Here is a 24464-nt window from a genome sequence, read left to right as displayed (position 1 = left end):
GTTATTGCTTGCCTCCTTCGCTGTTCTCCAATAGCTGCACGTACTTCTTCAGAAGCGATTCGCTCGACTTATGGCAGACGAGCAGGCCTTCGTCGGTGGCGACGATGATCAGATTGTCCGCGCCGAGCACGATCGCCTGGCGCTTCTCGCTGAACACGATGTTGTTCGTCGCGTTCGCGAGCATGGCGTTGCCGATGACGACGTTGCCGTCGCCGTCGGACCGGCCGAACCGCTCGAGCGATCTCCACGTGCCGACGTCATCCCAATCGAACGTCACGGGAATGCAGTATAAGTGCTCCGATTGTTCCAGAATCGCGTAGTCGACCGAGATCTTCGGCAATCGGGCATAAGCCTCTTCCCAGTCGTCCCCCGCTTCGAGCAGCGGGTTCCATATATCGGGCCGGTGCCGCTTCATCGCGCTGGCGATCGTCGAAGGCTTCCATACGAAGATGCCGCTGTTCCAGTACACGCCTTGCATCGCCATCCAGACGCGCGCGCGCTCCTTGTTCGGCTTCTCGAGGAACGCCCTTACTTTGCGCACGCTCCCGCTCGCTTCTAGGTGCGTATGGATGTACCCGAAGTTCGTCTCGGGTCTTGTCGGCACGACGCCTAGCGTTACGATGGCATCCGGGGCTTCGGCTTGGGCCTCGGCTTCGGTCAGCCTGTCGACGAGCGACTTCGTATCGGGGATCAGGTGGTCCGCGGGCATCGTGACGATAACCTCGTCGTCGTCGTTCCGCAGGAACCGCAACGCGGTCAACGCGATGCCGGGGGCGGTGTCCCGCTGCACCGGCTCCACGATCAACCTGTCTTCTCCCAGCTCCGGCAGCTGCACCTTAACCAAATCTACATACTTGGCGGCCGTCGCCACGAACAACTGCCGCTCGGGCAATGCCTTCGCCAAGCTTCGGTAAGTCATTTGCAACATCGTCTCTTCGGAGGTCAAGGCAAGGAACTGCTTCGGTTTGCCGCTTGCGCTTTTGGGCCAAAGCCGATTGCCTTTGCCGCCGGCCATAATGACGATCTTCACAACTCGATCAGCTCCAATCGCGCCTTCCCGGCTTGATGCGGTGTCTAAAGTTGCCAATGCTTTGTTATTTTATGGACTGCCTAGCGGGAAGGAATGGACGATCATCTCTCTCTGAAAAAAATTGCGGAATTTGCGTTGTTCCAAGGGGCCGGCGGCCGGCACGAAAACAAGGAATCGAGCTCGCCGGCGGCCGCAGATTCCGAAATCCCCCCCTCTTTTTCCAGATTTTCGGCTTCTTCCGACCCCGAATCTCCGATTTATCCGGTCATTACGCGTGAAAAGTCAGGTTGTTTTCTTGTCCGTCCCGGTCCCAGAATGAATCATGAAAGGAGGGAATCATTAACGACTATTCGCGGGCATCGCCCGCCCTCGCAGCTGAGATGAATCTCATAAGGTAAACGCTTACAAAACCACATCCGCAAAGGAGCTGTAAACGTGTTAATGAGAATGTCCGGCAAGTGGCATACCTCCGCGATCGCGATTCTCCTCAGCCTGCTCGTGACGATCGGCAGCCTTCCGCTCGGCGCTTCGGAAGCGTCGGCGGCAACCGCCTTCTCCAATGTCGCCTTGAACACGACGACCCCGGCGCAGAACGCCAAACTCGAAATCTCGTTCAACTTAAGCGCGACGTACACGAATCCGTTCAATCCCGACGAAGTGAACGTATACGCGACGTTCACGACGCCGTCCGGCGCGACCGAGGTCGTTCCCGGCTTCTTCAAGTCCAACACGTCGCCGAAGTGGGCGGTGCGTTACTCCCCGCGCCAGGCCGGCAACCATAGCGTCGTGCTGACGGTCGTGGACGCGAGCGGCACGGGCACTTCGTCCAGCTACTCGTTCACCGCCGGCGGTCCGGGCAACAACCGCGGCTTCATGACGACGCAAGGCGACCGGTTCGCGGACAGCTTCGGCGACCAGCTTACGCTGATCGGCACGAACTTCGCTTGGAACAACCCGAACCCCAACGCGGTCACCAACGAGATTCCGAGCCTGAAGGCGGCGAAGATGAACCTGCTTCGCGTCTGGTACTCGTGCTGGTGGAGCAGCCTGGCGCCGGAATGGGGACCGATTACCGCCAACGAGGCGGGCCTGACCATTCCATACGAAGGCGTCGGCAGATATCAGCTCGACAACCAAGCCCGGATGGACCAAATGCTCGAGACGGCCGAAGCGAACGACGTCTACATCATGCTCACGATGCTGAGCTTCGGCGACTTCTACTACCAATGGAACGTCAACGCCTACAACACGGCGAACGGCGGGCCGACCTATTATTCGGACAACAACGCCGGCTTCTGGACGGACGCGACGGCCAAGGCTTATTACAAGAAGCTGCTTCGTTACGTATTCGCCCGCTACGGCTATAGCCGCGCGCTCGGCATGGTCGAATACTGGAACGAGTCCGACAATCACGTGGACACGACGCCCGCGATCCGCGGAGCGTGGCATACGGAGATGGACAACTACTGGAAGAGCCTCGACTTCTACAACCATCCGACGACGACGAGCTTCGCGTGGAAAGACCATGCCGGCTCCGGACAGCAGTCGTGGCAGAACCTGACGACGCTGGACGCGACGAACGTTCACCGCTACGACAGCAGCGCGACCGTCGTCGACGCGTGGGAAGAACAGATCGACAACTTGCACGCGATCCAGCCGGGCAAGCCCGCTTTCATCGGGGAAGTCGGACGTACCCACGAGGACCAGACGACCGATCCGACGATCGACGAGTACATGCATAACGCGCTATGGGGGCCGATCTTCCGGGCCGGCGCGGCGGGAGGCAGCCTATGGTGGATATTCGAAACCGGCTTCGCCTTGCCCGCGAACTTCAAGGCGATCCATACGTACTTGGCGAACTTCGTCCAACCGGTCGAAGATCACTTGATCGACATGCCGCACGTGGATTACGGCTCGCAATCGAACGGCACGAAGGCAGGCGGATTCAAGACCAATTCGCGCGCCTATCTATGGATCAACGATCCGCAAGGCAATCATACGGTGGCTTCGCCGAGAACCGTCAGCGGCATGACCTTGAACGTTCCGATGCCGAACGGCTATTACGACGTCACGTTCTACAACACGTACACGGGCGTATACGGCTCGACGGCGAGCGTGCAGGCGACCGGCGGCAACTTGGCGCTGAGCGTGCCTTCGTTCTCCAGAGACATCGCGGTCAAGATCGAGTGCGAAGGCTGCGACGTGCCGGACACGACGGCTCCGACCGCGCCTACGAGCTTGACGTCGCCGTCCAAGACGGACACGACCGTCAGCTTGAGCTGGTCGCCTTCGACGGACAACGTCCGCGTCGTCGACTATGACGTGTACCGCGGCGCGACGTTGATCGGATCGACGGGAGGCGCCACGACTTATACGGCCACGAGCTTGACGGCCAATACGGCGTACAGCTTCACCGTCAAGGCGAAGGACGGCTCGGGCAACGTCTCTGCTGCCAGCTCGGCCTTGAGCGTAACGACGAACCCGCCGGATACGACGGCACCTTCCGCTCCGGGCAGCCTGACTTCCCCGTCTAAGCTGGATATATCCGTGAACTTGTCTTGGGCCGCATCGACGGATAACGTCGGCGTAACCGCCTACGATATTTACCGGAACGGGACGTTGTCCGGCACCGTCAGCGGGACCGCCACTACGTTCACCGATACCGGTCTGACGCCGGAGACGACGTACAGCTATTACGTCAAAGCGCGCGACGCGCGCAACAACGCTTCCGCGTCCAGCAACACGGTGAGCGTCACGACGCTTCCGCTCATTCCGCTCAACAAGCTCGCCAATCCGGGCTTCGATACGAGCAACAGCGTAAGCAAGCCGGATCAATGGGTATGCGAGAACGATTATTTCTGCTACCGCGACACGTCGGTTAAGCGTAACGGCACCGCCTCGATGAGAATGTCCGGAGACACCGGACCATGGCTCGCGTTCTATCAAGACGCGACCGCGACGGCCGGAGAGACGTATACGTTCGACGGCTACTACAACGCGGCTTCCAACAGCGGCACGACGATCGAGTTCAAGCTCCGGTTCCTGGACGCTTCGAACAACGTCCTGCAAGACAATCTGTTGCACGCCCACACGGGAACGACGACGGGATTCGTGAACGTGAACGGCTCGCGCGTCGCGCCGGCGAACACGGCCAAAGCGCGCGTATACACGTACTTGAAGGACCTTCGCGGAGCGCTCTACTTCGATGATTATTCGCTCATCGGAACCGGCGGCGGAACGGCGGACACGCTTGCCCCAACCGTTCCGTCCGGGCTGACGTCGCCGTCGAAGACGACGACGACCGTCAACCTCTCTTGGAGCGCGTCGACCGACAACGTCGGCGTGACGGGCTACGACGTCTATAACGGCGCTACGCTCGCCGGATCCGTCGGCGGTTCGACGACGACGTACCAAGCGACCGGCCTATCGCCGAACACCGCTTACAGCTTCACCGTCAGAGCGAAGGACGCGGCGGGCAACGTCTCCGCCGCCAGCGGCGCCCTTAGCGTCACGACGAACGCCGCCGCGGATACGCAGGCGCCGACCGTGCCGTCGGGACTGACGTCGCCGTCGAAGACGACGACGACCGTCAACCTCTCTTGGAGCGCGTCGACCGACAACGTCGGCGTGACGGGCTACGACGTCTATAACGGCGCTACGCTCGCCGGATCCGTCGGCGGTTCGACGACGACGTACCAAGCGACCGGCTTGTCGCCGAACACCGCCTACAGCTTCACCGTCAGGGCGAAGGACGCAGCGGGCAACGTCTCCGCCGCCAGCAGCGCTCTTAGCGTCACGACGAACGCGGCGACCGGCGGCGGCACCGGAAGCATCTCCCGCGACTATTGGACCGGCATTAGCGGCACGACGATCTCTTCCATTCCGCTGACGACGGCTCCATCCGGCACGAGCACGCTGACGAGCTTGGAGACGCCGACGAACTGGGCGGACAATTACGGCACGAGAATTCGCGGTTACATTACGCCGTCGACGACCGGCTCCTATACGTTCTGGATCTCTGGCGACGATTACAGCGAGCTGTATCTGAGCACGGACGCGAATCCGGCCAACAAGACGCTGATCGCGAGCGTGAACGGTTGGACGGGATCGCGGGAGTGGAACAAGTACGGCTCCCAACAATCCGCGGCCAAGACGTTGACCGCAGGACAGTCCTACTACGTGGAGGTCTTGCATAAGGAAGGCGACGGCGGCGACAACCTGGCCGTCGGCTGGACGGGACCGGGCATCGCGACGACGACCGTCATCGACGGCAGCTATCTGTCGCCTTATTCCCCGCCTGCGGATACGCAAGCGCCGACCGCTCCGGCAGGATTGGCGTCCCCGTCCAAGACGGACACGACCGTTAACTTGTCGTGGACGGCGTCGACGGACAACGTCGGCGTAACGGGCTACGACGTCTATCGCGGCGCGACGCTCGCCGGTTCGACGACGGGCGCGACGACGTTCGCCGTCACCGGCCTTACGGCCAGCACGGCGTACAGCTTCACGGTTAAGGCGAAGGACGCGGCAGGCAACGTCTCCGCGGCAAGCAGCGCGCTTAACGTGACGACGAACGCGCCTTCTTCCGGCGGCGGTTCCAATCTGCTCGTTAATCCGGGCTTCGAGACCGACAACGGCGGCAGACCCGCATCCTGGACATACGAGCAAGACTATTACATCTCCCGCAACACATCCGTCTATCGTTCCGGCTCCGCTTCGTTGCGAGTGAACGGAGATTCCGGTCCGTGGATGGGCTGGTATCAAGACGTGAACGCGACGGCCGGCACGACGTACACGTTCGACGGCTACGTGAGCATTACCGCGAACACCGGCAGCACGCTGCGGTTCAGGATCCAGTTCCTCGATGCTTCGGGAACGATTCTCGCCGACAACACGGCCGCGACGTTCACCGGCACGACGAGCGGCTTCGTTAACGTGAACGCCGCGTATGCGGCGCCGGCTAATACGGCCAAAGTCCGCGTCTATCCGTATTTCAACGACATGCGCGGCACGTTCTTCTTCGACGACTTCTCGCTCACGAGCAACTAAGCGCATTAAGCATGGCAACGCCAAACAGTCCGGAGCGCGGGTACCCGCGTTCCGGACTGTTTCGTTATTCGGATGAATTACGGCAAGGCCCTGTAATAGATCCGCTCGACCTTCTTCTTGCTATCCAGCAAGAACATCGTCGCCGCGTTCGGCGACGCATAGACGAGCGCCTGCGACGACCCGACTTTCGTCGCCGTCTTGGCGCCGTACTTGGCGACGACGCGCGTACTTGCATCCTTAACCGGGGCAATCCCCCTTAGCGAGTGGGCCAGCTCCGTCTCGACCTTCAGGCTCGCGATCTTCCCGTCGAGGAAGGACACCGCGAGACCCCAATTCACGCTGTATTCCGCGTATCTGTTCGCCTCGGCGACCGTAACGGTCGTCCACTTCCCGTCCCGATATTCGTACTCGCGCTCGCTCGGCTTCGGCTCCAAGCTTCTCTTGTACTGCGCTTCTGTCAATCCTTCGGAGAACAAGTAAATCTGGCGCATGCGATCGCCCGCCACGACGCCCGCGAACAATCCGAGGTTGTCCGCCAAGTCCGCAAGCGGCGCGTAGACGCGACCGCGATGCGAGAGCGTCTTCTTCTTGTCGAGCCGATACGCATGCTCTCCGCGCTCGATGTTCCATCCCGTTCCGCCGGCCGTCAGCTTCGCCCCGAGCGCCCCGGTGAAGTCGTTCAGCGGCACGAACCATTCCTCGCTGCCGGTGCCGGTCGTCATGCGCTGGAACGGGCCTTGTCCCGTATACGTCATTCGCTTGTCGTCGATATTGATCTGATAAGGGCGGTCCGGCGACAATAGATCGTCCAACGATCCGCTATAGGCGTGCGTCGAGATCGAGAAGTAGCCGTCTGGATTGCTCGGCTCGTGCATGACGGTCGCGATGCCGGTTTCCAAATCGATATACCGGACGTTTGGCTTCGCGGAGAATGCGAATTCGACCTTGACGATCTTGTCGCTCACCCATTCGAACAGCGGCTCGACCTTATAGGACTCGAAGTCGGGCAGCGTATGCACGACTTTCGCCGTTCTCGTATCGACGACGAGAACCGAAGACGTCGTCTTGCCCGTAGCCGTATCCTTCGGCGTCGTGGTCATGACGAGCAAGTAACCGCCGTTCGGAGACACGCTCGTCTTCGTTTTGTATCCGGCAGGCGTGAGCGGTACATAGCTCTTTCCTTTGGCGTAACCGATTCTCCATAGTTTCGTCTTCGCGTCGTAATAGTTCGCGAACGTGAACGCGCCGGCTTTGACCGACCACCACACCTTGTCGATGTTCTTATTCTGGAACAACTCGGTTTTGCGGCCGTCGGAGGTCATTTCGAAGTTGCGCACGATGTAATCGACGCCCTTCGCGTCCTTCTCGTAGAACGTGCCGTACTCCGTCTTCGGCGGCAGTTTGACTTTCGACTTCTCCAAAGTCTGAACGATGAGCGAGCTAGAGAGCGGCATGCGATCGTAACGATAGTATTGATTCGGATCTGCGGAAATGAACGACGGTTCGCGATACGACGTACCGATCAGCTTGTTCGTCTCGAGGCTGTAGATTTGCCAGTTCGCTCTCTTGAAGTCCGAACGGGCCGCGTTCGGATCGTCCGGTTCGAGCACGTAGCCGTTAAAGTCCGGAGATAATTGGAATCGCGAGCGCGCTTGCCCGCTTTCGGCTTCGCGAAGCACCTTCGCTTTCTTCGTCGCGAGATCGAACGCCATGAGGCGGAATCTCGCCGGCTCTAGCTTCTTGCCGGTTGCCGCGTCGATGACGACGGTGCAATCTTCCCAGACGGCCGCCGCTCCGCCGGATAGCTTGAACATCATCGCTTGCGTCCAAGGACCGCATTCCGCGTCCAGCAATCGCGGCGTCCCGTCGTCATCGTCGAGCGACGTGCCTGCCGCGAGCGGAATGCCGAATTCGGGATATTCGTACGTTTGTTCCGTTTCGACTCCCGTTCGATAATCCGCGGTCGTTACTTTAATGTTCAGAATCGCTTTCGTTTTGTTGTCGTTCGGAACGTAATAGGGCGTCACCTTCGCGGACGTGCCCGGGCCGGCAGCGGGAGCCGCCGCGCGCGCGACGGCCGGCGCCGTCGGAGCCGCTCCGACGAGCAGCGCGGCGAGCAATGCGAATAAGATCATGTTCTTCATGCGGGTACCTCCGAATAGGCGAGAATCCGAGCTGTTTCTACAGCATATTACAAGATTTTCCTCCGAAACGCAAAAAAATTAGCCGTCCCCCTCTATTGGGAACGGCTTCTAAAGCCTGCATTGCGATTACTTCGCCGCCGGCATCGCGCCCGCCACGGCGACCGCGCGGTCGAGGAATTGCTCGATCTCCTCGCGCGTCTTGCGCAGCTTGCTGACGAACCGGACGACCTCTTGGCCGCCTTTGAACGCGATGAAGCTCGGGATGCCGAGAATGTTCAGCTCCGAACACAGATCGGCCATATCGTCGCGATCGACTTCCGCCATCGCTAGCCGATCGGCGTACGCCGCCTCGACGTCCGCGATGAACGGGTCGATGAAATGGCAATCCTTGCACCACGTCGTCTTGAAGACGACGACCGTCAACTTGTCTCCCGCGACGAAGTCGCGGAACGCGGATTCTTCCGTTAACTTAAGCATGGATGTCCCTCCTTCTCGTTGCCGTCTATTATAACCCTCCGTCCGGCCGCGTACAATAAGCCGGATGACCACGACGCACGCCGAGGAGCAACCGGAATGAACCGTCGCCGCAACAGCCGCCCGACTCTCGGACGGGGGCTCTATCTCCTGACCAAGAAGCTGGCGCTCGGCCTCGTCGCCAAGCTAAGCGGACTCCGAAGCTCGTATCGGTTAACGCGCCGGCGCAGCCTCTCTCCGTTGCGAGCCGCGCCGGGTCCCGATGTCCTGACCGCGCTCGAACGCGTATCCGAGCGCTCTGCCCGCGGGCAGCACCTCCGACTGACCGACGAAGAAGAGCGGCTCTGCGAAGCGATCCGCCGGGAGACGGACCAGCATAACCGCAACAACGTGACGAGGACGATGGCTTATTGGCGCCTGTACGAACGCCATCCCGAGCTGCACTGGGCGTTGCTCGCCCACCTCGTCTCGCGGAACGGCGGCTGGAACATGACCGACCTGCGGGGGCAATGGCTGCCGGGCTTGATCGAGCCGCGAATGATCGACGACGTCTTCCGCATGCTCGAAACGTGCAACGCCCTCATCTTCGGAGACGCCTACCCCCAGTTGCTCTTATACGCCGAAGGCAAGCGCCTCGGCGCCTCGCTCGTTCATCTGCTTCCCCGCTTCGGCGTCTCGGCGTTCATGACGCCTTTCTGGAACAAGTTCGCCGATGACGGGATACCGGCTCCGCTTACGTCCGCGCTCATCGTGAACGAGCAGCACGTCATCCAGCGCCCCGTCGTCGAGGACCGCTACTACGCCGACAACGTCCTAGGAAAGCTATCCTTCCGCGCCCAGCCTTGGCTGCAGAACAACCAGATCGTGTTCCCGTTGCGCGATGAATCCGGCCATGCGATCCGGTTGGCGGGAAGAGTGCTCGAACGCTTCGATAGCTTGCGGGAGCGCATCCGGTTCGGCCAGATGCTGTACGCCATGCTGTACGGCTATCCGGCGATCCTCGAGCGCGCCGTCGCCTTCGCCCGCGGCGTGCCTCATACCGGATCCCGGGCCGATTATTGGCCGCATCGTTATGCTTCCGTAAGACGCGAAGACGGCATGCCCGAAGGACATGCCGCCTCTTATAGTCCTACGCTCGCCGACGCTTGGCCGGATCAGCCATTGAAGCCTACGCTGCGCGAGGATTGGTTCGAATCCGAGGAGTCTTTCGTCTACTTGCGGAACCTGAAGCGACCGCTCGTCGTCGATATGACGCACGAACACCTCTTCGGTCAATCCAAGCTCGAAGCGGCCGCTCTCGCCCTGCGCAGCTTCAAGAACGGGGACAGCAGCTTCCGTACCGGCCGCGGATAACCCGCGATCTCTTCCGCCGTCACGACGCGAAGCAGCACGAGCAGCGCCGGATACAACACCGCCAGCGCGGCGCCCATGACCGCGCAAGAGATCAGGTACGCCAGCTTGTTCGGCGCGCCGTCCATGATCGCGAGAACGATCCACTCGAGCAGCGCCAGCACGCCCGCGACGATACCCGTCGTGAGCAGGAAGGCCGGCATGCGGTTGCCCATGATCTTGATCTGCGTCCGCTTCCGAAGGCTAAGAATGTTGAACGCCAGCGCCCAGACGAAGCACACCGTCGTCGCCGCGACGATCCCGTACACGCCGAACAGCGGCGCGAGCGCGAAGCTGAGAATTACCTTCAGGAGGATGCCGGTCATCGCGTGCATCGTCGCCTTCTTCGGCTGCCCGATGCCGAGCAGTATCGAGTTCGTCACCATCATGCCGATCTGGAAGATCGTGCCGAGCGTCAGAATCGCGACGATCGCGCTTCCTTCCGGCTTCTCGAACAAGAGACCGTTCACGCTATATGCCCCGACGCCGAGCAGCAGAATGATCGGCATGCCGCTGTACAGCGCGATCCGCACGGCGAGCGACGCTTGCTTGCCGACTCGCTCCCGGTCGTCCGTCGCGTGCGCCGAGGAGATAATCGGAATGATCGACTGGCAGAGCGCGATCGCCAAGACGACGGGAATGCCCGCGATCGATTGCGCGTTCATGCCGAGCACTGCCGACCAGTGCAGCACCTGATCGTATTCGAAATGTCCTTTGGTAAGCGGAATGACCATATACGTATCCATCGTGAACAAGAGCTGTACCGTTACCGAAGTCATGACGATCGGGATCGACAATCTGAATAGCTCGCGGTAGATCGCCTTCAGCCGCAGCTTCCGGGAAGGATCCATCGCTTGCCTCGGTTGAGCGCGGTCGGCGGCTTTCAGCTTGCGGGCGTAATACAGCATGACGGCGAACGCCGCGATGCTGCCGAACACGCTTCCGAGCACCGCGCCGGACGCGATGCCTTTGTCGTCTAGCGGATTCGCCGAATACAGCGCGTACGCGATCGCGACCGCGGCGATGACGCGGGCGAACTGCTCGACGATCTGCGAGATGCCGCCGGCCGTCATGAACTGCCGGCCTTGGAAGTAGCCGCGAATCATCGCGATCATCGGGAACAGCAGCAGCGACGGCGCGATCGCCCGCAGCGACGCGGCCGCGTCCGGCAAGCCGAGAATCGAGTTCGCGATGAACGGCGCAAGCGCGATCATGAGCAACGTAATGACGACCCCGGTTACGGCTCCGAACAACAGCGCTGCCCGGTATACCTGCTGGGCTTCGCCGATTTTGCCGAGCGCGTAACGCTCCGATACCATCTTGCTGATCGCGCTCGGAATGCCCGCCGTGGCGACCATGAGCAGCAGCAGGTATAAGTTGTTCGCGGAGTTGAAGTAGACGTTGCCTTCGTTATGGAGGAAGTAATCCAGCGGCACCCGCTGGAAAATACCTAGCGCGCGGGCGATCAGAGCCGCCGCGGCCAGGATGAGCGTGCTTTTGAGCAATGTATCTTTTTTCAACGTGATCGAATCCTCTGTTTAGCCGATCGGCTCTAATGGTTGATGATTGCCGCGGAACGGAACGGCCGCGCCGGAGGGCGCCGCCCACTTGACCCCGTTGGCGATGACGCGGCGAACAATCGGATGGTAATAAGTCGGGTACGTCTCGTGCCCCGGACGGAAATAGAAGATCTTCCCTTGGCCGCGACGGAACGTACAGCCGCTGCGGAACACTTCCCCGCCTTCGAACCAGCTGACGAAGATCAGCTCGTCCGGCGCCGGGATATCGAAGTGCTCGCCGTACATCTCCTCCGGCTTCAGTTCGAAATATTCCGGCACTCCTTGCGCGATCGGATGCGACGGATCGACGGTCCAGATCCGTTCCTTCTCGTTCGCTTCGCGCCACTTCAAGCCGCAGCCGGTGCCCATGAGCTTCTTGAATATTTTCGAATAATGGCCCGAATGCAGCACGACGAGACCCATGCCGTTCATGACGCGTTCGTGCACGCGGTTCACGACGTCGTCGCTCACCTCGTCGTGAGCCATATGGCCCCACCAGACGAGAACGTCGGTCTCGCGCAGCGTCTCTTCCGTCAAGCCGTGCTCCGGCTCGGGCTGCGTCGCGGTGCGAACGGCGAACCCTTGCCCGGCTTCGTTCAGTCCGGCCGCGATCGCTTGATGGATGCCGTCCGGATACACGCTCCGCACTTCCTCGTGGATTAACTCGTGCTTGTACTCGTTCCATACGGTAACGCGAAGCATAGGGAGTCCCCCTCGGTACGTTAGTTGGCGATGAGCCATACGACGAACAATACGATCATGGCTAGCTGCAGAACGACCTTGACGAAGACGCTCGTCAGCAAGCCGACTAAGGCGCCTACGCCCGCCTTAAGCGCGACGTTCATCCGCGAGCCGTGAATCAGTTCGCCGATGACGCCGCCGGCGAACGGGCCGATAATCAGGCCGAATGCCGGGATTACGAAAGGGCCGATCAAGATGCCGATCGTGCTGCCGATGACGGAAGCCCTCGATCCGCCGAACTTATCGACGCCCCAGGCGCTCACCGCGTAATCCGCGACGAACAGGACGACCACGATGAGCGTCTGAATCGTCCAGAACACCCAGCCGAACGGCTCGAACGCGAAAAACCAGCCGTAAACGAAGAAAGCCGCGTATATCGCCAACGCTCCCGGCAGGATCGGATAGATCGCCCCCATCATGCCTACCACGAATAATACCGTTATCAGACCCCAACCAAGCACGTCCATCCACATCATCGCTCACCCTTGCAGCAAGTATTGGCGAATCACTTGCGCGACGCCGTCGTCGTTATGGTGCGCGGTGACGACGTTCGCCGCTTGCTTCACAGCGTCTTGCGCGTTGCCCATGGCGACGCCGAGCCCCGCTTCGCGGATCGCCGCGATATCGTTAAGGCTATCTCCTACGTGCACCGCTTCGGATATATCGTAGCCGAGCAGGTCGCAGATATTGCGCAGCGCCTCGCCCTTCGAGATTCCCGCAGCGTTGATCTCGATGTTAAAGTCGGCGGAATTGCTGATCTCGAGACCGCCCATCCCCCGCAGTTCCTCCCGGATGCGACCCAGAAGGGCGTAATCCTCGGAATGGTACCCGAACTTCAGCCACTGGTGAGCCTGCGGCTCTTCTGGCCACGACTCGGTGTTGAACATCCGCTCCGTCGTATAGGCCCAATACCATACGTCGCGTCGCGTCGCGATATCCAACATCTTGACGATCTTGTCGGCGTCCATCGGCGCTCTCCTGTGAATCTCATGCGGCATGGCCGGCTTCTTCGTCCAGATCTCGCCGCCGTTGACGGTAATCATCGGCGTATCGAGCTTCAATTGTTCCGCGTAAGGCAAAGCGCTGACGAACCCTCGCCCCGTCGATACGCATACGGTGATGCCTGCCGCGACGGCGCGACCGATCCACTCGGCGTTCGTCTCGCTAATCTCGCTGCGATCGTTCAGCAGCGTTCCGTCCAGGTCAAGCGCGAGCAGCTTGTACTTCCCGACTTGTTCAGCCAACCGATTCGGACTCCCCTTCGAAATAAGCTCCGAGTTGGCCGCGGCCGCCTCGGAGCTCCGGTATGTTAGTTTTGCATGATGTAGTCTTTCGCGACCGTCTCGTTCACGTCGTCGTACACCTTGATCGTCTGGTAGCGCGTATTGCGTTGCGCCGGAATTTTGCCGGCTTCGCGAATGAGCTTAAGAATAAGTTCGATGTTGACCTTGTGCGTCGTGCCCGCGGCGGATACGACGTTCTCTTCGATCATCGTGCTGCCGAAGTCGTTGCAGCCGTAGGACAGCGACAGCTTGCCGATGTCCGGCCCCATCGTGACCCACGAGGACTGGAAGTTGTCGATATTATCGAGCGCGATGCGGCTGATCGCGAGCGTCTTGAGATATTCCTCCGGCGTCGCCTTCTCGCGCTTCATGTTCGTGTTCTCCGGCTGGAACGTCCACGGAATGAACGCGAGGAAGCCCGGAGACGGATAACCGTTGTTCAAGCACTCATCCTGCGCTTCGCGAACGCGAAGCAGATGCAGCGCGCGCTCTTCCATCGTCTCGCCGAAGCCGATAACCATCGTCGCCGTCGTGTTCATGCCCTGCTTGTGGGCCGTCGTCATGACGTCCATCCAATCGCGCCAAGTGCCCTTCAGGCGGCTGATCTTCTTGCGCGTCCTGTCGTCCAAGATTTCCGCGCCGCCGCCGGGAAGCGAATCGAGCCCCGCTTCGTGCAGCTGGCGAACGACGTCTTCGATCGGAATGTTGCCCGCGACGACTTGCATCTTGCGGATTTCCGCGGGGGAGAACGAGTGCATCGTAATGGTCGGGAACCGCCGCTTGATCTCGCGGAGCAGATCCAAATAATATCCGAACGGCAAATCCGGATTCGTCCCGCCTTGCATCAGAATCTCGGTGCCGCCCACGTCGATCGTCTCCTGGATTTTCTGGAAGATCGCTTCGTCCGGGAGAACGTAGCCCTCCTTGGAGCCCGGAGCGCGATAGAACGCGCAGAACCGGCAATACACATCGCAGACGTTCGTATAGTTCACGTTGCGTCCGACCACGAACGTCGTAATCGGCTCGGGGTGACGACGCAACATATGCTGATTCGCGGCGTGGCCCATCTTCTCGATCTCGTCGCTCTCGAACAAGGCGACGATATCTTCTAACTGCAGCCGTTCGCCTTGAAGCGAGCGGTGCAAAATCCGGTCGATCTGATTCATATCCGGATCCTCCTTCTTGCATATCTTTGTATCTCTTAACAACGCTTATCCCATCGTAACACAAAAACACCGCGGGAGTCACCTCAAGAGGCGACTTCACCGCGGCGATGTTGAATGCGCGCTTTCGTTTCCTGGAACATGTCGCGCTCGTGTTCGTGCAGCAGCACGTTCGGCTTCGCGAAGTAGAAGCCTTGTCCCATCTTGACGTCCAAGCGGAACAGCACGTCCATCTCTTCTTCCCGTTCGACTCCCTCGGCAACCAGCTCGCACTTGATCTCGCGGGCGGCCGCCACGAACGCCTTCAGCAGGCTTTCCTTGATCGCGATGCGGTCGACCTGCTGGATGACGGACCTGTCGATCTTGATCAGCTCCGGGACGAGCTCGCCGATCAATTGGAGGCTGGAGTAGCCCGAGCCCGCGTCGTCGACGGCGAAGCGGAAGCCATGCTTACGATAGGATTGCAGGATATCTACCATGGCGCGGAAGTTCGTCACTTCGTGGCGCTCCGTAATTTCGAAATAGATCTGCTGCGGGCTGAGCGGCGGATGCTTCTCGAGAAGCTGAAGCACGTGCGGCAGGAACAGCGGATGCGACAGCGTGACGGCCGTCACGTTCAAGAATACCGGCTCGCGGATTCGGCGGGAGGCGATCTCTTCGAGCGCCCGTTTCACGACGAGAAATTCGAGCTTCGTGAGCATTCTCGCCTGCGACGCGAATTGGAACAGCTCGTCCGGCAAATGGAGGATCGAATTCTCGGGACCGCGGGTCAGAATTTCCCAGCCGTACACGTCGCCGCTCGTTAAGTTCATGATCGGCTGCGCGAGGACGGTAATCGTCCCCTTCTCCAAGATTTGCTCCATCTGGCCGCGCAGCTGCTTCATCTGCGGCGTCATGACGCCCGTCGCCAAAGCTAACGCGGACTGGTAAGCTTCCGACAACGCCTCGTGAACTTTGCGATGGCCGTTCGGGCTTCCGACCGGTACGTAAGCTGAGGCGATGTGCAGGCAATTGCGCCATGCCGGCAACGTACCCGCCAGACCGATCTCGAGCGCGGAGCGGACGTCGTTCAACGCGGCGGTCAGCCGTGCGGGAACGAGCCCTTCCTCGGCGGAAGCCTCTTCCGGTTCCGCGCACGCGATCAGCGCGAAATCCGTCTTCGAATATTGATGCAGCGCGACGATGCTTCTCTCTCCGAGCAGGCTCAGAGCGGCGATCCGAAGATGTCTGCGGCAGCCGTCTTGCAGGCTCGCCCAGCCTTCATCGGTCACTTCGTCGTGCAACAAGGAGAAATCCAGGCGGAACAGCGCCATGTAGCAGGCCTTGCCCTGCTCCAATTGTTTGCCGAGCAACGAAAGAACGGGTTGTCTAAAAGTGAAATCGGGAGGAAAAAATTTCAACGAGCGATCCGGAAGCGTCATCTTGAGGGCAAGTGCGACGCGGTCTAGCAGCGCTTGGATATTCACGTTTAGATCCTCATCCTTGTCGTTTAAGTGACACTATTGTAGCACGATTAGCCAAGTTCTAATAGTCAATTATGGAAGAAAACCGCGAGAATCGGATGATCTCTCGCGGTTTTCTTCCATGGCTCGCTAACTCTCGATATTAACGGTTGCCGACGGCCCCGGCGAATTGCTCCAACGCTTGCAGCAACAGCGACCGCGGACAAGCGAAGTTCACCCGCAAATGTCCCGGCCCCTGCTTACCGAAGATCGAGCCTTCCGTGAAGGCGACGCCCGCTTGCTCGAACATGATTCGCTTCAGCTCCTGCGGACTGGTAGAGATGGCGCTGCAATCGAGCCACGCCATATAAGTACCTTCGGGCCTCATGACCTTGATCTGCGGCAATCTCGTCTCGACGAATTCGATCAGCGCGTTCAAGTTGCCTTCCAGGTAGACGAGCAACTGATCCAACCAATCGTCCCCGTGCTTGTAGCTGCTCTCCATCGCCGTCGAGCCGAAGAAGCTCTCCATATGAACGGACAGCGTCTTGACCGCGGCATTGTAACGGTTGCGAATGCCCGCGTTCGGAATGATCGTGCCCGCGACCTGCAACCCTGCCAAGTTGAACGTCTTGCTCGGCGCGAAGCAAGTAACCGTACGCTGCGCCGCGTCCTCCGAGAGCGTCGCGAACGGCACGTGCTTGCGCCCGGAGAAGACGAGATCGTGATGGATCTCGTCGGCCACGACGATGAGATCGTTCCGGCGGGCGATGTCGGCGACGCGCTCCAGCTCCTCGCGCGTCCATACCCGTCCCCCCGGATTGTGGGGCGTGCAGAGGAGCAGCAACTTCGCTTCCTTCGCTTGCCGCTCGATCAGCTCGTAGTCCATGACGTAACGACCGTCCTGCAGCAGGAGCGCGTTGTCTACGACCGTACGGCCGTTCATCTTAATAACGTCGTAGAACGGGTAATAGACGGGAGATTGCAGAATGACGCCGTCGCCGGGATCCGTGAACTCCTGAACCACGACGCTCAGCTGCGGCACGACGCCCGGAGTCGCGGACGCCAGCCACTCCTGCTCGACTTTCCAACCGTGCCGGCGCTCCATCCAGCCGATAATCGCGTCGTAATAGCCTTGCGTCCGGATCGTGTAACCGTAGATGCCTTCTTCCGCCCGCGCGACGAGGGCGTCCTTCACTTCCCGCGGCGGCTCGAAGTCCATGTCGGCGACCCATAGCGGCAAGATATCGGGTCTGCCGAACAGCTTCTCCGACTGATCCCATTTATAGGAAGCTTTGCCCGTACGGTCGATCCGTCTGTCGAAATCATAAGTCATCGCTAACGCTTCCTTTCGCTGCCCCGTATCGTTATCCGTTGATTTCCCGTTCCGCGGCTTCGATCGCCTGCTTCAGGTCGGCGATAATGTCGTCGACGTGCTCGATGCCGACGGAGAAACGAAGCAGCCGGTCGTCGACGCCGATCGCTTGGCGAATCTCGAGCGGAATGTCAGCGTGCGTCTGAACCGCCGGGTACGTCATGAGCGACTCTACGCCGCCCAAGCTTTCCGCGAAGGCGATGAGCCGAATATGGCGAAGGATCGGCTCGATCGTCCGCGCGTCCTTCATCTTGAAGGAGAAGATGCCGGTGTTGCCCGAAGATTGGGCTTGCTGAACCTCGAAGCCCGGATGCGTCGGCAAGCCCGGATAGTAGACTTGCAGCACGGACGGATGCGTCTGCAGCCACTCGGCGACGCGCGTCGCGTTGTGTTGATGCCGCTCCATCCGTAGCGCGAGCGTCTTCATCCCTCTCATGAGAATCCACGAGTCCTGTGCTCCGAGCACCGCGCCGATGGAATTGTGCAGGAACCCGATCTGCGCCGACAACTCCTGGCCCTTCGTCACGATCAAGCCCGCGAGCACGTCGTTATGGCCGCCCAAGTATTTCGTCGCGCTATGGACGACGATATCGGCGCCAAGCTCGAGCGGACGTTGCAAGTAAGGCGTCAGCAGCGTGTTGTCGACGATGGTGAGCAGACCGTGCTGCTTCGCCCATGCCGACACTTTCGCCAAGTCGGTGATCATCATCAGCGGATTCGTCGGCGTCTCGATCAATACCGCCTTCGTATTAGGCGTGCGATGGGACTCGAGCGCGTCGAGATCGTTCGTGTCCACGTAGGAAGCCGTTACGCCGAACCGGGACATCACCTTCTCGATGAGCCGGTACGTCCCCCCGTACAAGTCGAGCGACACGAGCAGATGGTCGCCTTGGCCGTACATCGAGAACACGGTTTGCAACGCGGCCATGCCCGTGCTGCACGCGAAGCCCGCGTCCCCGCTCTCCAGGTCGGCGATGGCGGATTCCAGAACGGCGCGCGTCGGATTTTTCGTGCGGGAATAGTCGAACCCCGTGCTCTGTCCGAGCTTCGGGTGGCGGAACGCCGTCGCGTTGTAGACGGGGAAGCTCACGGCTCCCGTGTCCGGATCGCTCTGCGACCCGATTTGGGCCAATCGGCTTTCGATGTTCATAAGTTACAATAACCTCCAGTTAGATTGAATAGTAACCGTTGTACGGATTCGCCTTGCCGAGCTCGTACGGCGTCTCTTGATAGACGAAGTAATTCAGCCAGTTCGAGTACAGCAGGTTCGCGTGCGCTCGCCAAGTCGACAACGGCAGCTTGGACGGATCGTCCTGCGGGAAGTAGTTGCGCGGAACGTCGATGCGAAGTCCCTTGGCTTTGTCCCGGTCGTACTCCCACTTGAGCGATGTCGAATCGTATTCCGAGTGTCCGGTGACGAAAATCTGCTTGCCGTCCGCCGAAGCCACGATATAAACGCCGGCTTCGTCGGATTCCGACAGAATGACGAGACCCGGGATCTTCTCGATGTCTTCCCGGCGCACTTCCGTATGCCTCGACTGCGGGACGAAGAACTGTTCGTCGAAGCCGCGGAGCAGCTTGTCGTTAGAACGCGTAACGCGGTGCGCGAACACGCCGAACATTTTGTCGTCGAGATCGTACTTCGGCACGTCGAAGTGATGGTATAGCCCCGCTTGCGCGCCCCAACAAATATGGAAGGTCGACGTGACGTTGTTCACGCTCCAGTCCATGATCTTCTTCAGTTCTTCCCAGTAGGTGACTTCCTCGAACGGCAGGTGCTCGACCGGCGCGCCGGTAATGATCATGCCGTCGTACTTCTGGCCCTCGATCTCGTCGAACGTCTTGTAGAACGATTCCAGATGCTCGGCCGACGTATTCTTCGAGACGTGCGTCTTCGGATGGAGCAGCACCGCTTCCACCTGCAGCGGCGTGTTGCCGATGAGCCGCAGCAATTGCGTCTCCGTCGTCTCCTTCGTCGGCATTAAATTCAAGATCGCAATGCGCAACGGCCGAATATCCTGATGATACGCGACGCTTTCGTCCATGACGAAGATGTTTTCTTCCGCCAGCACTTCCTTGGCCGGCAAGTTGTCCGGTACTTTGATCGGCATGTCGATTCCTCCTTGCAGACGTCGTACGTCAAGGTTCGACGTCCAATGGCATAATAAAAACACGACCCCAGCTGGAAGGGTCGTGTAACAGGTATCGTACGCGGCGCCCTTCTCATCCGTCAGAAACGCATAACGTTTCCGCAAGAATTAGCACCGTGCGTCATGGGTGACGCCGGTTGCCGGGCTTCATCGGGCTAGTCCCTCCGCCTGCTCTTGATAAGATGGCCAATCACTTTTCAGTTGTGGGTTAAACTACCCTTAATGTACCTGAAATCGAAGGACGCGTCAAGACGCGCCCGGCCCTGCGCGAATGTCGTATTTTCTCCTTGATAGGAGGAGGGGGTGGAGATTATACTTATCACGTCCACCGCGCCGTACGGGCGCGAATTCATCGAAGACAGGGGGGAGCCGCAATGGAAGGCGATACGCCCAGGCCTTATGGGAGCATCAGCTTGAACGACGCAGGAGGGTATTCCGTATACGTTCGGGGAGTCGCATCCGCGCCCGGCTTCTTCGCCGGGTAGGGCTCCCCCACTGTCGCCCGGATATCGCCTGCATGACGATTCAGATCATGCGAAGGAGCGATTCCTATGAAAATCAGGCTCGTGAACAATGGCGTGTTTACGCCGATCGAGGATATTAACGATACGTTGCTGCCGCCGTCCAGCGGATTCTACTGGATCGACGCGGACATCGACGACCTCGTCGTCCTGCAGCCGCTGTTCGGCCTGCACGACCTGGCCGTCGAGGACTGCTTGACCGAAGAGGAACAGCGGCCGAAGCTCGAGATTTACGAGAACCAATACTTCCTCGTGATCAACAGCATCCGGTTCGACGACGAAGAAATTTTCTTGCGCGCGCTGAACATTTTTCTAGGCCGCCATTACTTGATTACGGTTACCCGGCAGAAGATCAACGAGCTTCGCGCCGTTAAGCCGATCCTGTGGGAGCAAGAGGTTAACCATGCCGACCGCTTCCTGTACCACCTCGTCGACATCGTCGTCGACAACTACTTTTCCGTAGGCGACCGGATCGAGGCGCGCATCGAGAGCCTCGAAGAGGACATTCTGATGCACACGAAGAAGTCGCACCTGACCGAGATCATCGGTCTGCGAAGCGAGATCCTGTGGCTGAAGAAGGCGCTCGGACCGCAGCGCGAGCTTATCAGCACGCTTAACCGCAAAGAGCTGAGACTCATCGACGACCAACTGCAGAAGTACTTCGGGGACATTCACGAGAACGCCGTCAAAATTTACGAGACGTTCGAGACGTACCGCGACTTGATGGGAAACTTGCGAGAGGCGTACCAATCGAGCCTCGCGAACCGCGCGAACGAAATCATGCGCGTGTTCACGGCGCTAACGACGATCTTCATGCCGCTTACGTTCATTACCGGCGTCTACGGAATGAACTTCGACTTCATTCCCGGCATGCATTATCAATCCGGATCGATCATCCTGCTCGTCCTCATGGCCTTCATCGGAATCGGCATGTTCTATCTGTTCCGCAAGAAGGATTGGCTATGAACCGAACGGGCGACATACGAACATAAGGAGCGAGGACGTACCGCGGCGCGGACATCCATCGCTCCTTATTCGTTGCCGCGCTTACGTCGCGCTCGCCTGAATACCGCTTGCAAAGTCGTTCGCGCGATGGCCGGCGCCTTCTGAGAGCTTGCCGGTCTTCCGGTGCGCGCGCCACCTGAACCACATGACGACGCCCCGCAAATATTCGTCGAGTATCATGCCGACATACACGCCGTACAGCCCCCACTCGAGCGACAATCCCAGCGCATAGGACAATCCGAACGCGATCACCCACATGCTCGGCAGCGAGATCATCATCGCGAACCGTCCGTCGCCGATCGCGTTGACCGATTGCCCGAGCGCCATGTTCAGCATCTTGCCGGGCTGAAGGATCAAGTTGAGCCAGAGCAGGTTGATCGCCACGTCGACGATCCACGCGTCGTCCGTGAAGTAGTTCAGAATCGGCCCCCGGAACAGCAGCATGATGCCGGTGTTGACCGTTACGAGAACCATTCCGATCGCCATCGCCCGGTAGCAGCTGTTGTACGCTTCCTTCAGCCTGCCGGCGCCGTACAAGTATGCGATCTGAATCTGCGCCGCGACGGCGAGCGACCAGCCGACCGTGAACGCGAACGACTCCATCGTGTTCATGTACGTCCGGGCCGCCAGCTCCTGCGTTCCCATGATGCCGATAATGCTGAAGATCGCCAGTTGGGATACGGTCCACGACGCGCCGTTCAAGCTCATCGGCCAGCCGATGCGAACGACTTCCTTCAGCAGCTTCGGCTTGAAGACGAGGAACTGCGTCCAGGCGATTCTCGGACCGAACGCGTGGCGGAATAGCCGGAGAAGCACGAGTACCGCGAGGAACCGAACGATGACGGTCGAGAGCGCGACGCCGAACAGCCCCCACTTCGGAAACCCGAGCCACCCGAAGATGAACAGCGCGTTCAAGATCACGTGAAGCACGTTCATCCCGAAGGCGATATACATCGGAGAGCGAGTATCTCCCGTATTGCGGACGCACGTGCTGAGCGCGACGTTGAGCGCCGTCAATACCATGCCTGCGCCGACGACGGTCATGTATTCGTCCGCATCCGGCAATATCTCGTGCGGCACGTTAAGCCATTCGGCGAACGTGCCCGCCCAGAAGAAGAGGACGACGCTGATCACGATGCCGAGGACGGCCGTGATGGAGATCGCCATCGTCCCTAGCACCCGCGCGTCCCGCTCCTGTCCCGAGCCGAGCCGCTGGGCAATGAGGATGCCCGCCCCGCTCGCGACTAACATGAACACCATGATGACCGCGTTGAAGAACTGGTTGGCGAAGCCGACGACGGCGACCGCGTCGTTCGAGATGCGGCTTACCATCAGCGTATCGGCCGTTCCGATCGCGAACTGCAGGAACATCTCGATCATGATCGGCCATGCTAACGTCCCGAGGGACATTTTCTTGTCTTTCATTCGGTCTGACCAGCCTCCAGCGATTCCCGTATCGGCATTTCTTGCCTACTATACCACGCATGCCGAAGGCGGAGAAGATCGCCCGAATCGCGTGAGCGCCGGATGCAACCCGAATCCGCGCTTATATCGCCGTTCTGGTCGCGCGACGGAACCGAATGCGCGCCATTCTCAACCTCTCGTAATGTCTCTCGGTTTCTTGATCATTCGTCTTCGCGTCTCCGTAGACTTTGCGAAGCAGCGGCTTCAAGTAACGGTCGCCGAGCTCGCCGAGCGCCGATTCGATCTGTCCGATCTCCTCCGCGGATACCGTCGACAGTTCTTGGTCGACGATCGGAAGCACGTCGTAGCCTTCTTCGTCCAGCCGTTCGATTCGCTCGACGAGCGACCGCCTAGGACAGCTGAGCTCCCCCTCCAATTGCTCGAGCGTTCTTCCGTCGCGGATGCCGAGCAGCAGCGAACGCTTCTCCCTCACGGCCGTCAACGTCTTGCCGTACTTCCCCTCCTTGTTCGTGAACAGCCATACGGACAGCTGCTCCGCCGAGACCGCCTGGGGCACCCAGCCGTCGAGCGGGAACCGGTGCTCGCGCGGCGCATCCTTCAGCGCGGCGATGAGCCCGTCCCCGTACTTCTCCGTCTTCGCCTTGCCGAAGCCGGGAATCTCGAGCAGTTCGTCGATCGTACGCGGCACGAAGACGGCCAGCAACTGCAGCTCGCGGTTCGTCGCGATCAAGTAGGCGGACTTCTTCTCTTCCGAAGCCTTCGCCCTGCGCCATTGCCGCAGCTTCTCGACCGTCTCCTCCGCCTGCTGCATATCCGCGTAGCATTGCAACTGCTGCGGAAGCGCCGGACGCCGGTCCCAGAACGGCGTCTCCTCCAGCATGCCGTCCAGAAGCGGCCGGAACCCTTGCCGCATCTTGCCGGCAACCCCGTGCCGGAAGGAAGCGAGAAGCTCCTCCCAGCTCATGCCTTCGTACCATGGATCGTCCGCCGCGTCGCCCTCCGGTTCGTCCGTCCGCCAGCCGGCGCTCCATACGCCTTGCTGCTCGCCGATGAAGACGTGCGCGCGCTCCTCCCGTTGCCCTCCGGCAACCATTCGTTCGAATTGATTCAGAAATACGATGTTCATTCCCTGCTCCTCCTTGGCCGCATCGCGGCGAAATGTTCGTCCATGCCGCGGCGATCATCGGAGGAGGAGCGCTACTTGAACGCGAAGAAGCACCTCCCGCCGAATCGGCGACGAGGTGCTTCCTCTGGTCCGCTATACATGTACAGCTCAAGATTAACAAAATTTTTCAGGTTAGGCAATACCCCCGCCTTGCTTTATAATGGGGAAAGCCGAAAGCGCCCAAGGAGGACTTATCCGCATGCAAGATTACGATTTCCTATCCGATTCCACGGAGCAGACGTCAACCCGCTTCGTCACGTTCATTACGCCGGGCCTGAAGCGTTTCGACCTCGCCATTCTTACTACGAACCGGTTCTACGGGAAGAAGCTCGTTACCGATATGCAATTCGGCCGCAGCGCCGTTCTCGGCCCCGACGATCTCGAAGAGGAAGGCGTGCTCGAATCGGTGTTCCGCATTACCGAGGAAGAAGCCGCGGAGCTTGCCCAGTTCCTCGTGCTCGTGCTCGGCGCGGTCAACTTCACCGACTAAGCGCTCGGGGAACGGGGCATCCTGTTGGCAACTCATCCAACGAACCGGAGGTTGCCGAC

The 24464-nt window shown here is 59.9% G+C and carries 18 protein-coding genes and 1 riboswitch; of the genes, 4 read left to right on the top strand and 14 right to left on the bottom strand.

Going from position 1 to position 24464, the window contains the following annotated elements:
• Position 1: 1 nt before the first annotated feature.
• Positions 2 to 1030, bottom strand: coding sequence for a mannose-1-phosphate guanylyltransferase (locus ACFQZG_RS08870; protein ID WP_378151488.1), 1029 nt, complete (start codon positions 1028 to 1030; stop codon positions 2 to 4).
• A gap of 441 nt (positions 1031 to 1471) precedes the next feature.
• Here ACFQZG_RS08870 and ACFQZG_RS08865 point away from each other — a divergent pair, with 441 nt between their 5' ends.
• On the top strand, positions 1472 to 6079 hold the full coding sequence (locus ACFQZG_RS08865; protein ID WP_378151616.1) for a fibronectin type III domain-containing protein: 4608 nt from the start codon (positions 1472 to 1474) through the stop codon (positions 6077 to 6079).
• A gap of 77 nt (positions 6080 to 6156) precedes the next feature.
• Here ACFQZG_RS08865 and ACFQZG_RS08860 read toward each other — a convergent pair whose 3' ends face one another.
• Together ACFQZG_RS08860 and ACFQZG_RS08855 are read right to left on the bottom strand one after the other, a co-directional pair.
• The gene (locus ACFQZG_RS08860) at positions 6157 to 8223 is read right to left on the bottom strand and encodes a hypothetical protein (protein ID WP_378151486.1); all 2067 of its coding nucleotides are present in this window, start codon (positions 8221 to 8223) and stop codon (positions 6157 to 6159) included.
• 126 nt (positions 8224 to 8349) lie between these two features.
• On the bottom strand, positions 8350 to 8700 hold the full coding sequence (locus ACFQZG_RS08855) for a thioredoxin family protein (protein ID WP_483862644.1): 351 nt from the start codon (positions 8698 to 8700) through the stop codon (positions 8350 to 8352).
• A gap of 96 nt (positions 8701 to 8796) precedes the next feature.
• Between ACFQZG_RS08855 and ACFQZG_RS08850 the strand changes: the two genes are divergently transcribed.
• On the top strand, positions 8797 to 10050 hold the full coding sequence (locus ACFQZG_RS08850; protein WP_378151484.1) for a DUF2515 family protein: 1254 nt from the start codon (positions 8797 to 8799) through the stop codon (positions 10048 to 10050).
• Here ACFQZG_RS08850 and ACFQZG_RS08845 read toward each other — a convergent pair.
• From ACFQZG_RS08845 to metA, 9 genes are all read right to left on the bottom strand, one after another.
• Entirely contained in the window at positions 9969 to 11606 is a 1638-nt protein-coding gene (locus ACFQZG_RS08845; RefSeq protein ID WP_378151482.1) for a putative polysaccharide biosynthesis protein, read from the bottom strand. The genes ACFQZG_RS08850 and ACFQZG_RS08845 overlap by 82 nt on opposite strands.
• Before the next feature lie 18 nt (positions 11607 to 11624).
• The gene (locus ACFQZG_RS08840) at positions 11625 to 12347 is read right to left on the bottom strand and encodes a ThuA domain-containing protein (protein ID WP_378151480.1); all 723 of its coding nucleotides are present in this window, start codon (positions 12345 to 12347) and stop codon (positions 11625 to 11627) included.
• Between the two features lie 20 nt (positions 12348 to 12367).
• A complete protein-coding gene (locus tag ACFQZG_RS08835; RefSeq protein WP_378151612.1) occupies positions 12368 to 12853 on the bottom strand; it encodes a DUF456 domain-containing protein in 486 nt (161 codons plus the stop codon).
• A 12-nt stretch (positions 12854 to 12865) separates the two neighbouring features.
• On the bottom strand, positions 12866 to 13630 hold the full coding sequence (locus tag ACFQZG_RS08830) for a Cof-type HAD-IIB family hydrolase (RefSeq protein ID WP_378151479.1): 765 nt from the start codon (positions 13628 to 13630) through the stop codon (positions 12866 to 12868).
• A 65-nt stretch (positions 13631 to 13695) separates the two neighbouring features.
• Complete coding sequence (gene mqnC, locus ACFQZG_RS08825; protein ID WP_378151477.1) at positions 13696 to 14835, bottom strand: cyclic dehypoxanthinyl futalosine synthase; 1140 nt, start codon at positions 14833 to 14835, stop codon at positions 13696 to 13698.
• Positions 14836 to 14918: 83 nt separating this feature from the next.
• Positions 14919 to 16298, bottom strand: coding sequence for an EAL domain-containing protein (locus ACFQZG_RS08820; protein ID WP_378151475.1), 1380 nt, complete (start codon positions 16296 to 16298; stop codon positions 14919 to 14921).
• Between the two features lie 139 nt (positions 16299 to 16437).
• The gene (locus tag ACFQZG_RS08815) at positions 16438 to 17610 is read right to left on the bottom strand and encodes a MalY/PatB family protein (protein ID WP_378151473.1); all 1173 of its coding nucleotides are present in this window, start codon (positions 17608 to 17610) and stop codon (positions 16438 to 16440) included.
• Positions 17611 to 17641: 31 nt separating this feature from the next.
• A complete protein-coding gene (locus tag ACFQZG_RS08810; RefSeq protein WP_378151471.1) occupies positions 17642 to 18799 on the bottom strand; it encodes a PLP-dependent transferase in 1158 nt (385 codons plus the stop codon).
• 19 nt (positions 18800 to 18818) lie between these two features.
• Positions 18819 to 19760, bottom strand: a complete 942-nt coding sequence (gene metA / locus ACFQZG_RS08805) for a homoserine O-acetyltransferase MetA (protein WP_378151469.1) — start codon at positions 19758 to 19760, stop codon at positions 18819 to 18821.
• 109 nt (positions 19761 to 19869) lie between these two features.
• Positions 19870 to 19983, bottom strand: a riboswitch (SAM riboswitch).
• A gap of 367 nt (positions 19984 to 20350) precedes the next feature.
• Here metA and corA point away from each other — a divergent pair.
• On the top strand, positions 20351 to 21286 hold the full coding sequence (corA, locus tag ACFQZG_RS08800) for a magnesium/cobalt transporter CorA (RefSeq protein ID WP_378151467.1): 936 nt from the start codon (positions 20351 to 20353) through the stop codon (positions 21284 to 21286).
• A gap of 81 nt (positions 21287 to 21367) precedes the next feature.
• Here the strand turns inward: corA and ACFQZG_RS08795 are convergent, their stop codons facing one another.
• Both ACFQZG_RS08795 and ACFQZG_RS08790 read right to left on the bottom strand, forming a co-directional pair.
• The gene (locus ACFQZG_RS08795; protein ID WP_378151465.1) at positions 21368 to 22750 is read right to left on the bottom strand and encodes an MATE family efflux transporter; all 1383 of its coding nucleotides are present in this window, start codon (positions 22748 to 22750) and stop codon (positions 21368 to 21370) included.
• 121 nt (positions 22751 to 22871) lie between these two features.
• Positions 22872 to 23876 (bottom strand): HRDC domain-containing protein, encoded by a 1005-nt coding sequence (locus tag ACFQZG_RS08790; RefSeq protein ID WP_378151463.1) that lies wholly within the window; start codon positions 23874 to 23876, stop codon positions 22872 to 22874.
• Positions 23877 to 24114: 238 nt separating this feature from the next.
• On the opposite strand from ACFQZG_RS08790, the gene ACFQZG_RS08785 reads away from it, so the two are divergent.
• A complete protein-coding gene (locus ACFQZG_RS08785) occupies positions 24115 to 24405 on the top strand; it encodes a DUF3055 domain-containing protein (RefSeq protein ID WP_378151461.1) in 291 nt (96 codons plus the stop codon).
• Positions 24406 to 24464 lie beyond the last annotated feature (59 nt).

The organism is Cohnella sp. GCM10027633 (assembly GCF_042675445.1).
GTDB lineage: Bacteria > Bacillota > Bacilli > Paenibacillales > Paenibacillaceae > Cohnella.
Note: the sequence above shows the minus strand (reverse complement) of the source record. Positions and strands in the feature narration are given on the sequence as shown.

What these genes read in the sequence shown, in the direction of transcription:
- ACFQZG_RS08785 (WP_378151461.1), top strand. Translation starts at nt 24,115, where the DNA reads ATGCAAGATTACGATTTCCTATCCGATTCCACGGAGCAGACGTCAACC.
- ACFQZG_RS08790 (WP_378151463.1), bottom strand. Translation starts at nt 23,876, where the DNA reads ATGAACATCGTATTTCTGAATCAATTCGAACGAATGGTTGCCGGAGGG.
- ACFQZG_RS08815 (WP_378151473.1), bottom strand. Translation starts at nt 17,610, where the DNA reads ATGACTTATGATTTCGACAGACGGATCGACCGTACGGGCAAAGCTTCC.
- ACFQZG_RS08810 (WP_378151471.1), bottom strand. Translation starts at nt 18,799, where the DNA reads ATGAACATCGAAAGCCGATTGGCCCAAATCGGGTCGCAGAGCGATCCG.
- ACFQZG_RS08860 (WP_378151486.1), bottom strand. Translation starts at nt 8,223, where the DNA reads ATGAAGAACATGATCTTATTCGCATTGCTCGCCGCGCTGCTCGTCGGA.
- ACFQZG_RS08795 (WP_378151465.1), bottom strand. Translation starts at nt 22,750, where the DNA reads ATGAAAGACAAGAAAATGTCCCTCGGGACGTTAGCATGGCCGATCATG.
- metA (WP_378151469.1), bottom strand. Translation starts at nt 19,760, where the DNA reads ATGCCGATCAAAGTACCGGACAACTTGCCGGCCAAGGAAGTGCTGGCG.
- mqnC (WP_378151477.1), bottom strand. Translation starts at nt 14,835, where the DNA reads ATGAATCAGATCGACCGGATTTTGCACCGCTCGCTTCAAGGCGAACGG.
- ACFQZG_RS08835 (WP_378151612.1), bottom strand. Translation starts at nt 12,853, where the DNA reads ATGGACGTGCTTGGTTGGGGTCTGATAACGGTATTATTCGTGGTAGGC.
- ACFQZG_RS08855 (WP_483862644.1), bottom strand. Translation starts at nt 8,700, where the DNA reads ATGCTTAAGTTAACGGAAGAATCCGCGTTCCGCGACTTCGTCGCGGGA.
- ACFQZG_RS08850 (WP_378151484.1), top strand. Translation starts at nt 8,797, where the DNA reads ATGAACCGTCGCCGCAACAGCCGCCCGACTCTCGGACGGGGGCTCTAT.
- ACFQZG_RS08865 (WP_378151616.1), top strand. Translation starts at nt 1,472, where the DNA reads ATGAGAATGTCCGGCAAGTGGCATACCTCCGCGATCGCGATTCTCCTC.
- ACFQZG_RS08840 (WP_378151480.1), bottom strand. Translation starts at nt 12,347, where the DNA reads ATGCTTCGCGTTACCGTATGGAACGAGTACAAGCACGAGTTAATCCAC.
- corA (WP_378151467.1), top strand. Translation starts at nt 20,351, where the DNA reads ATGAAAATCAGGCTCGTGAACAATGGCGTGTTTACGCCGATCGAGGAT.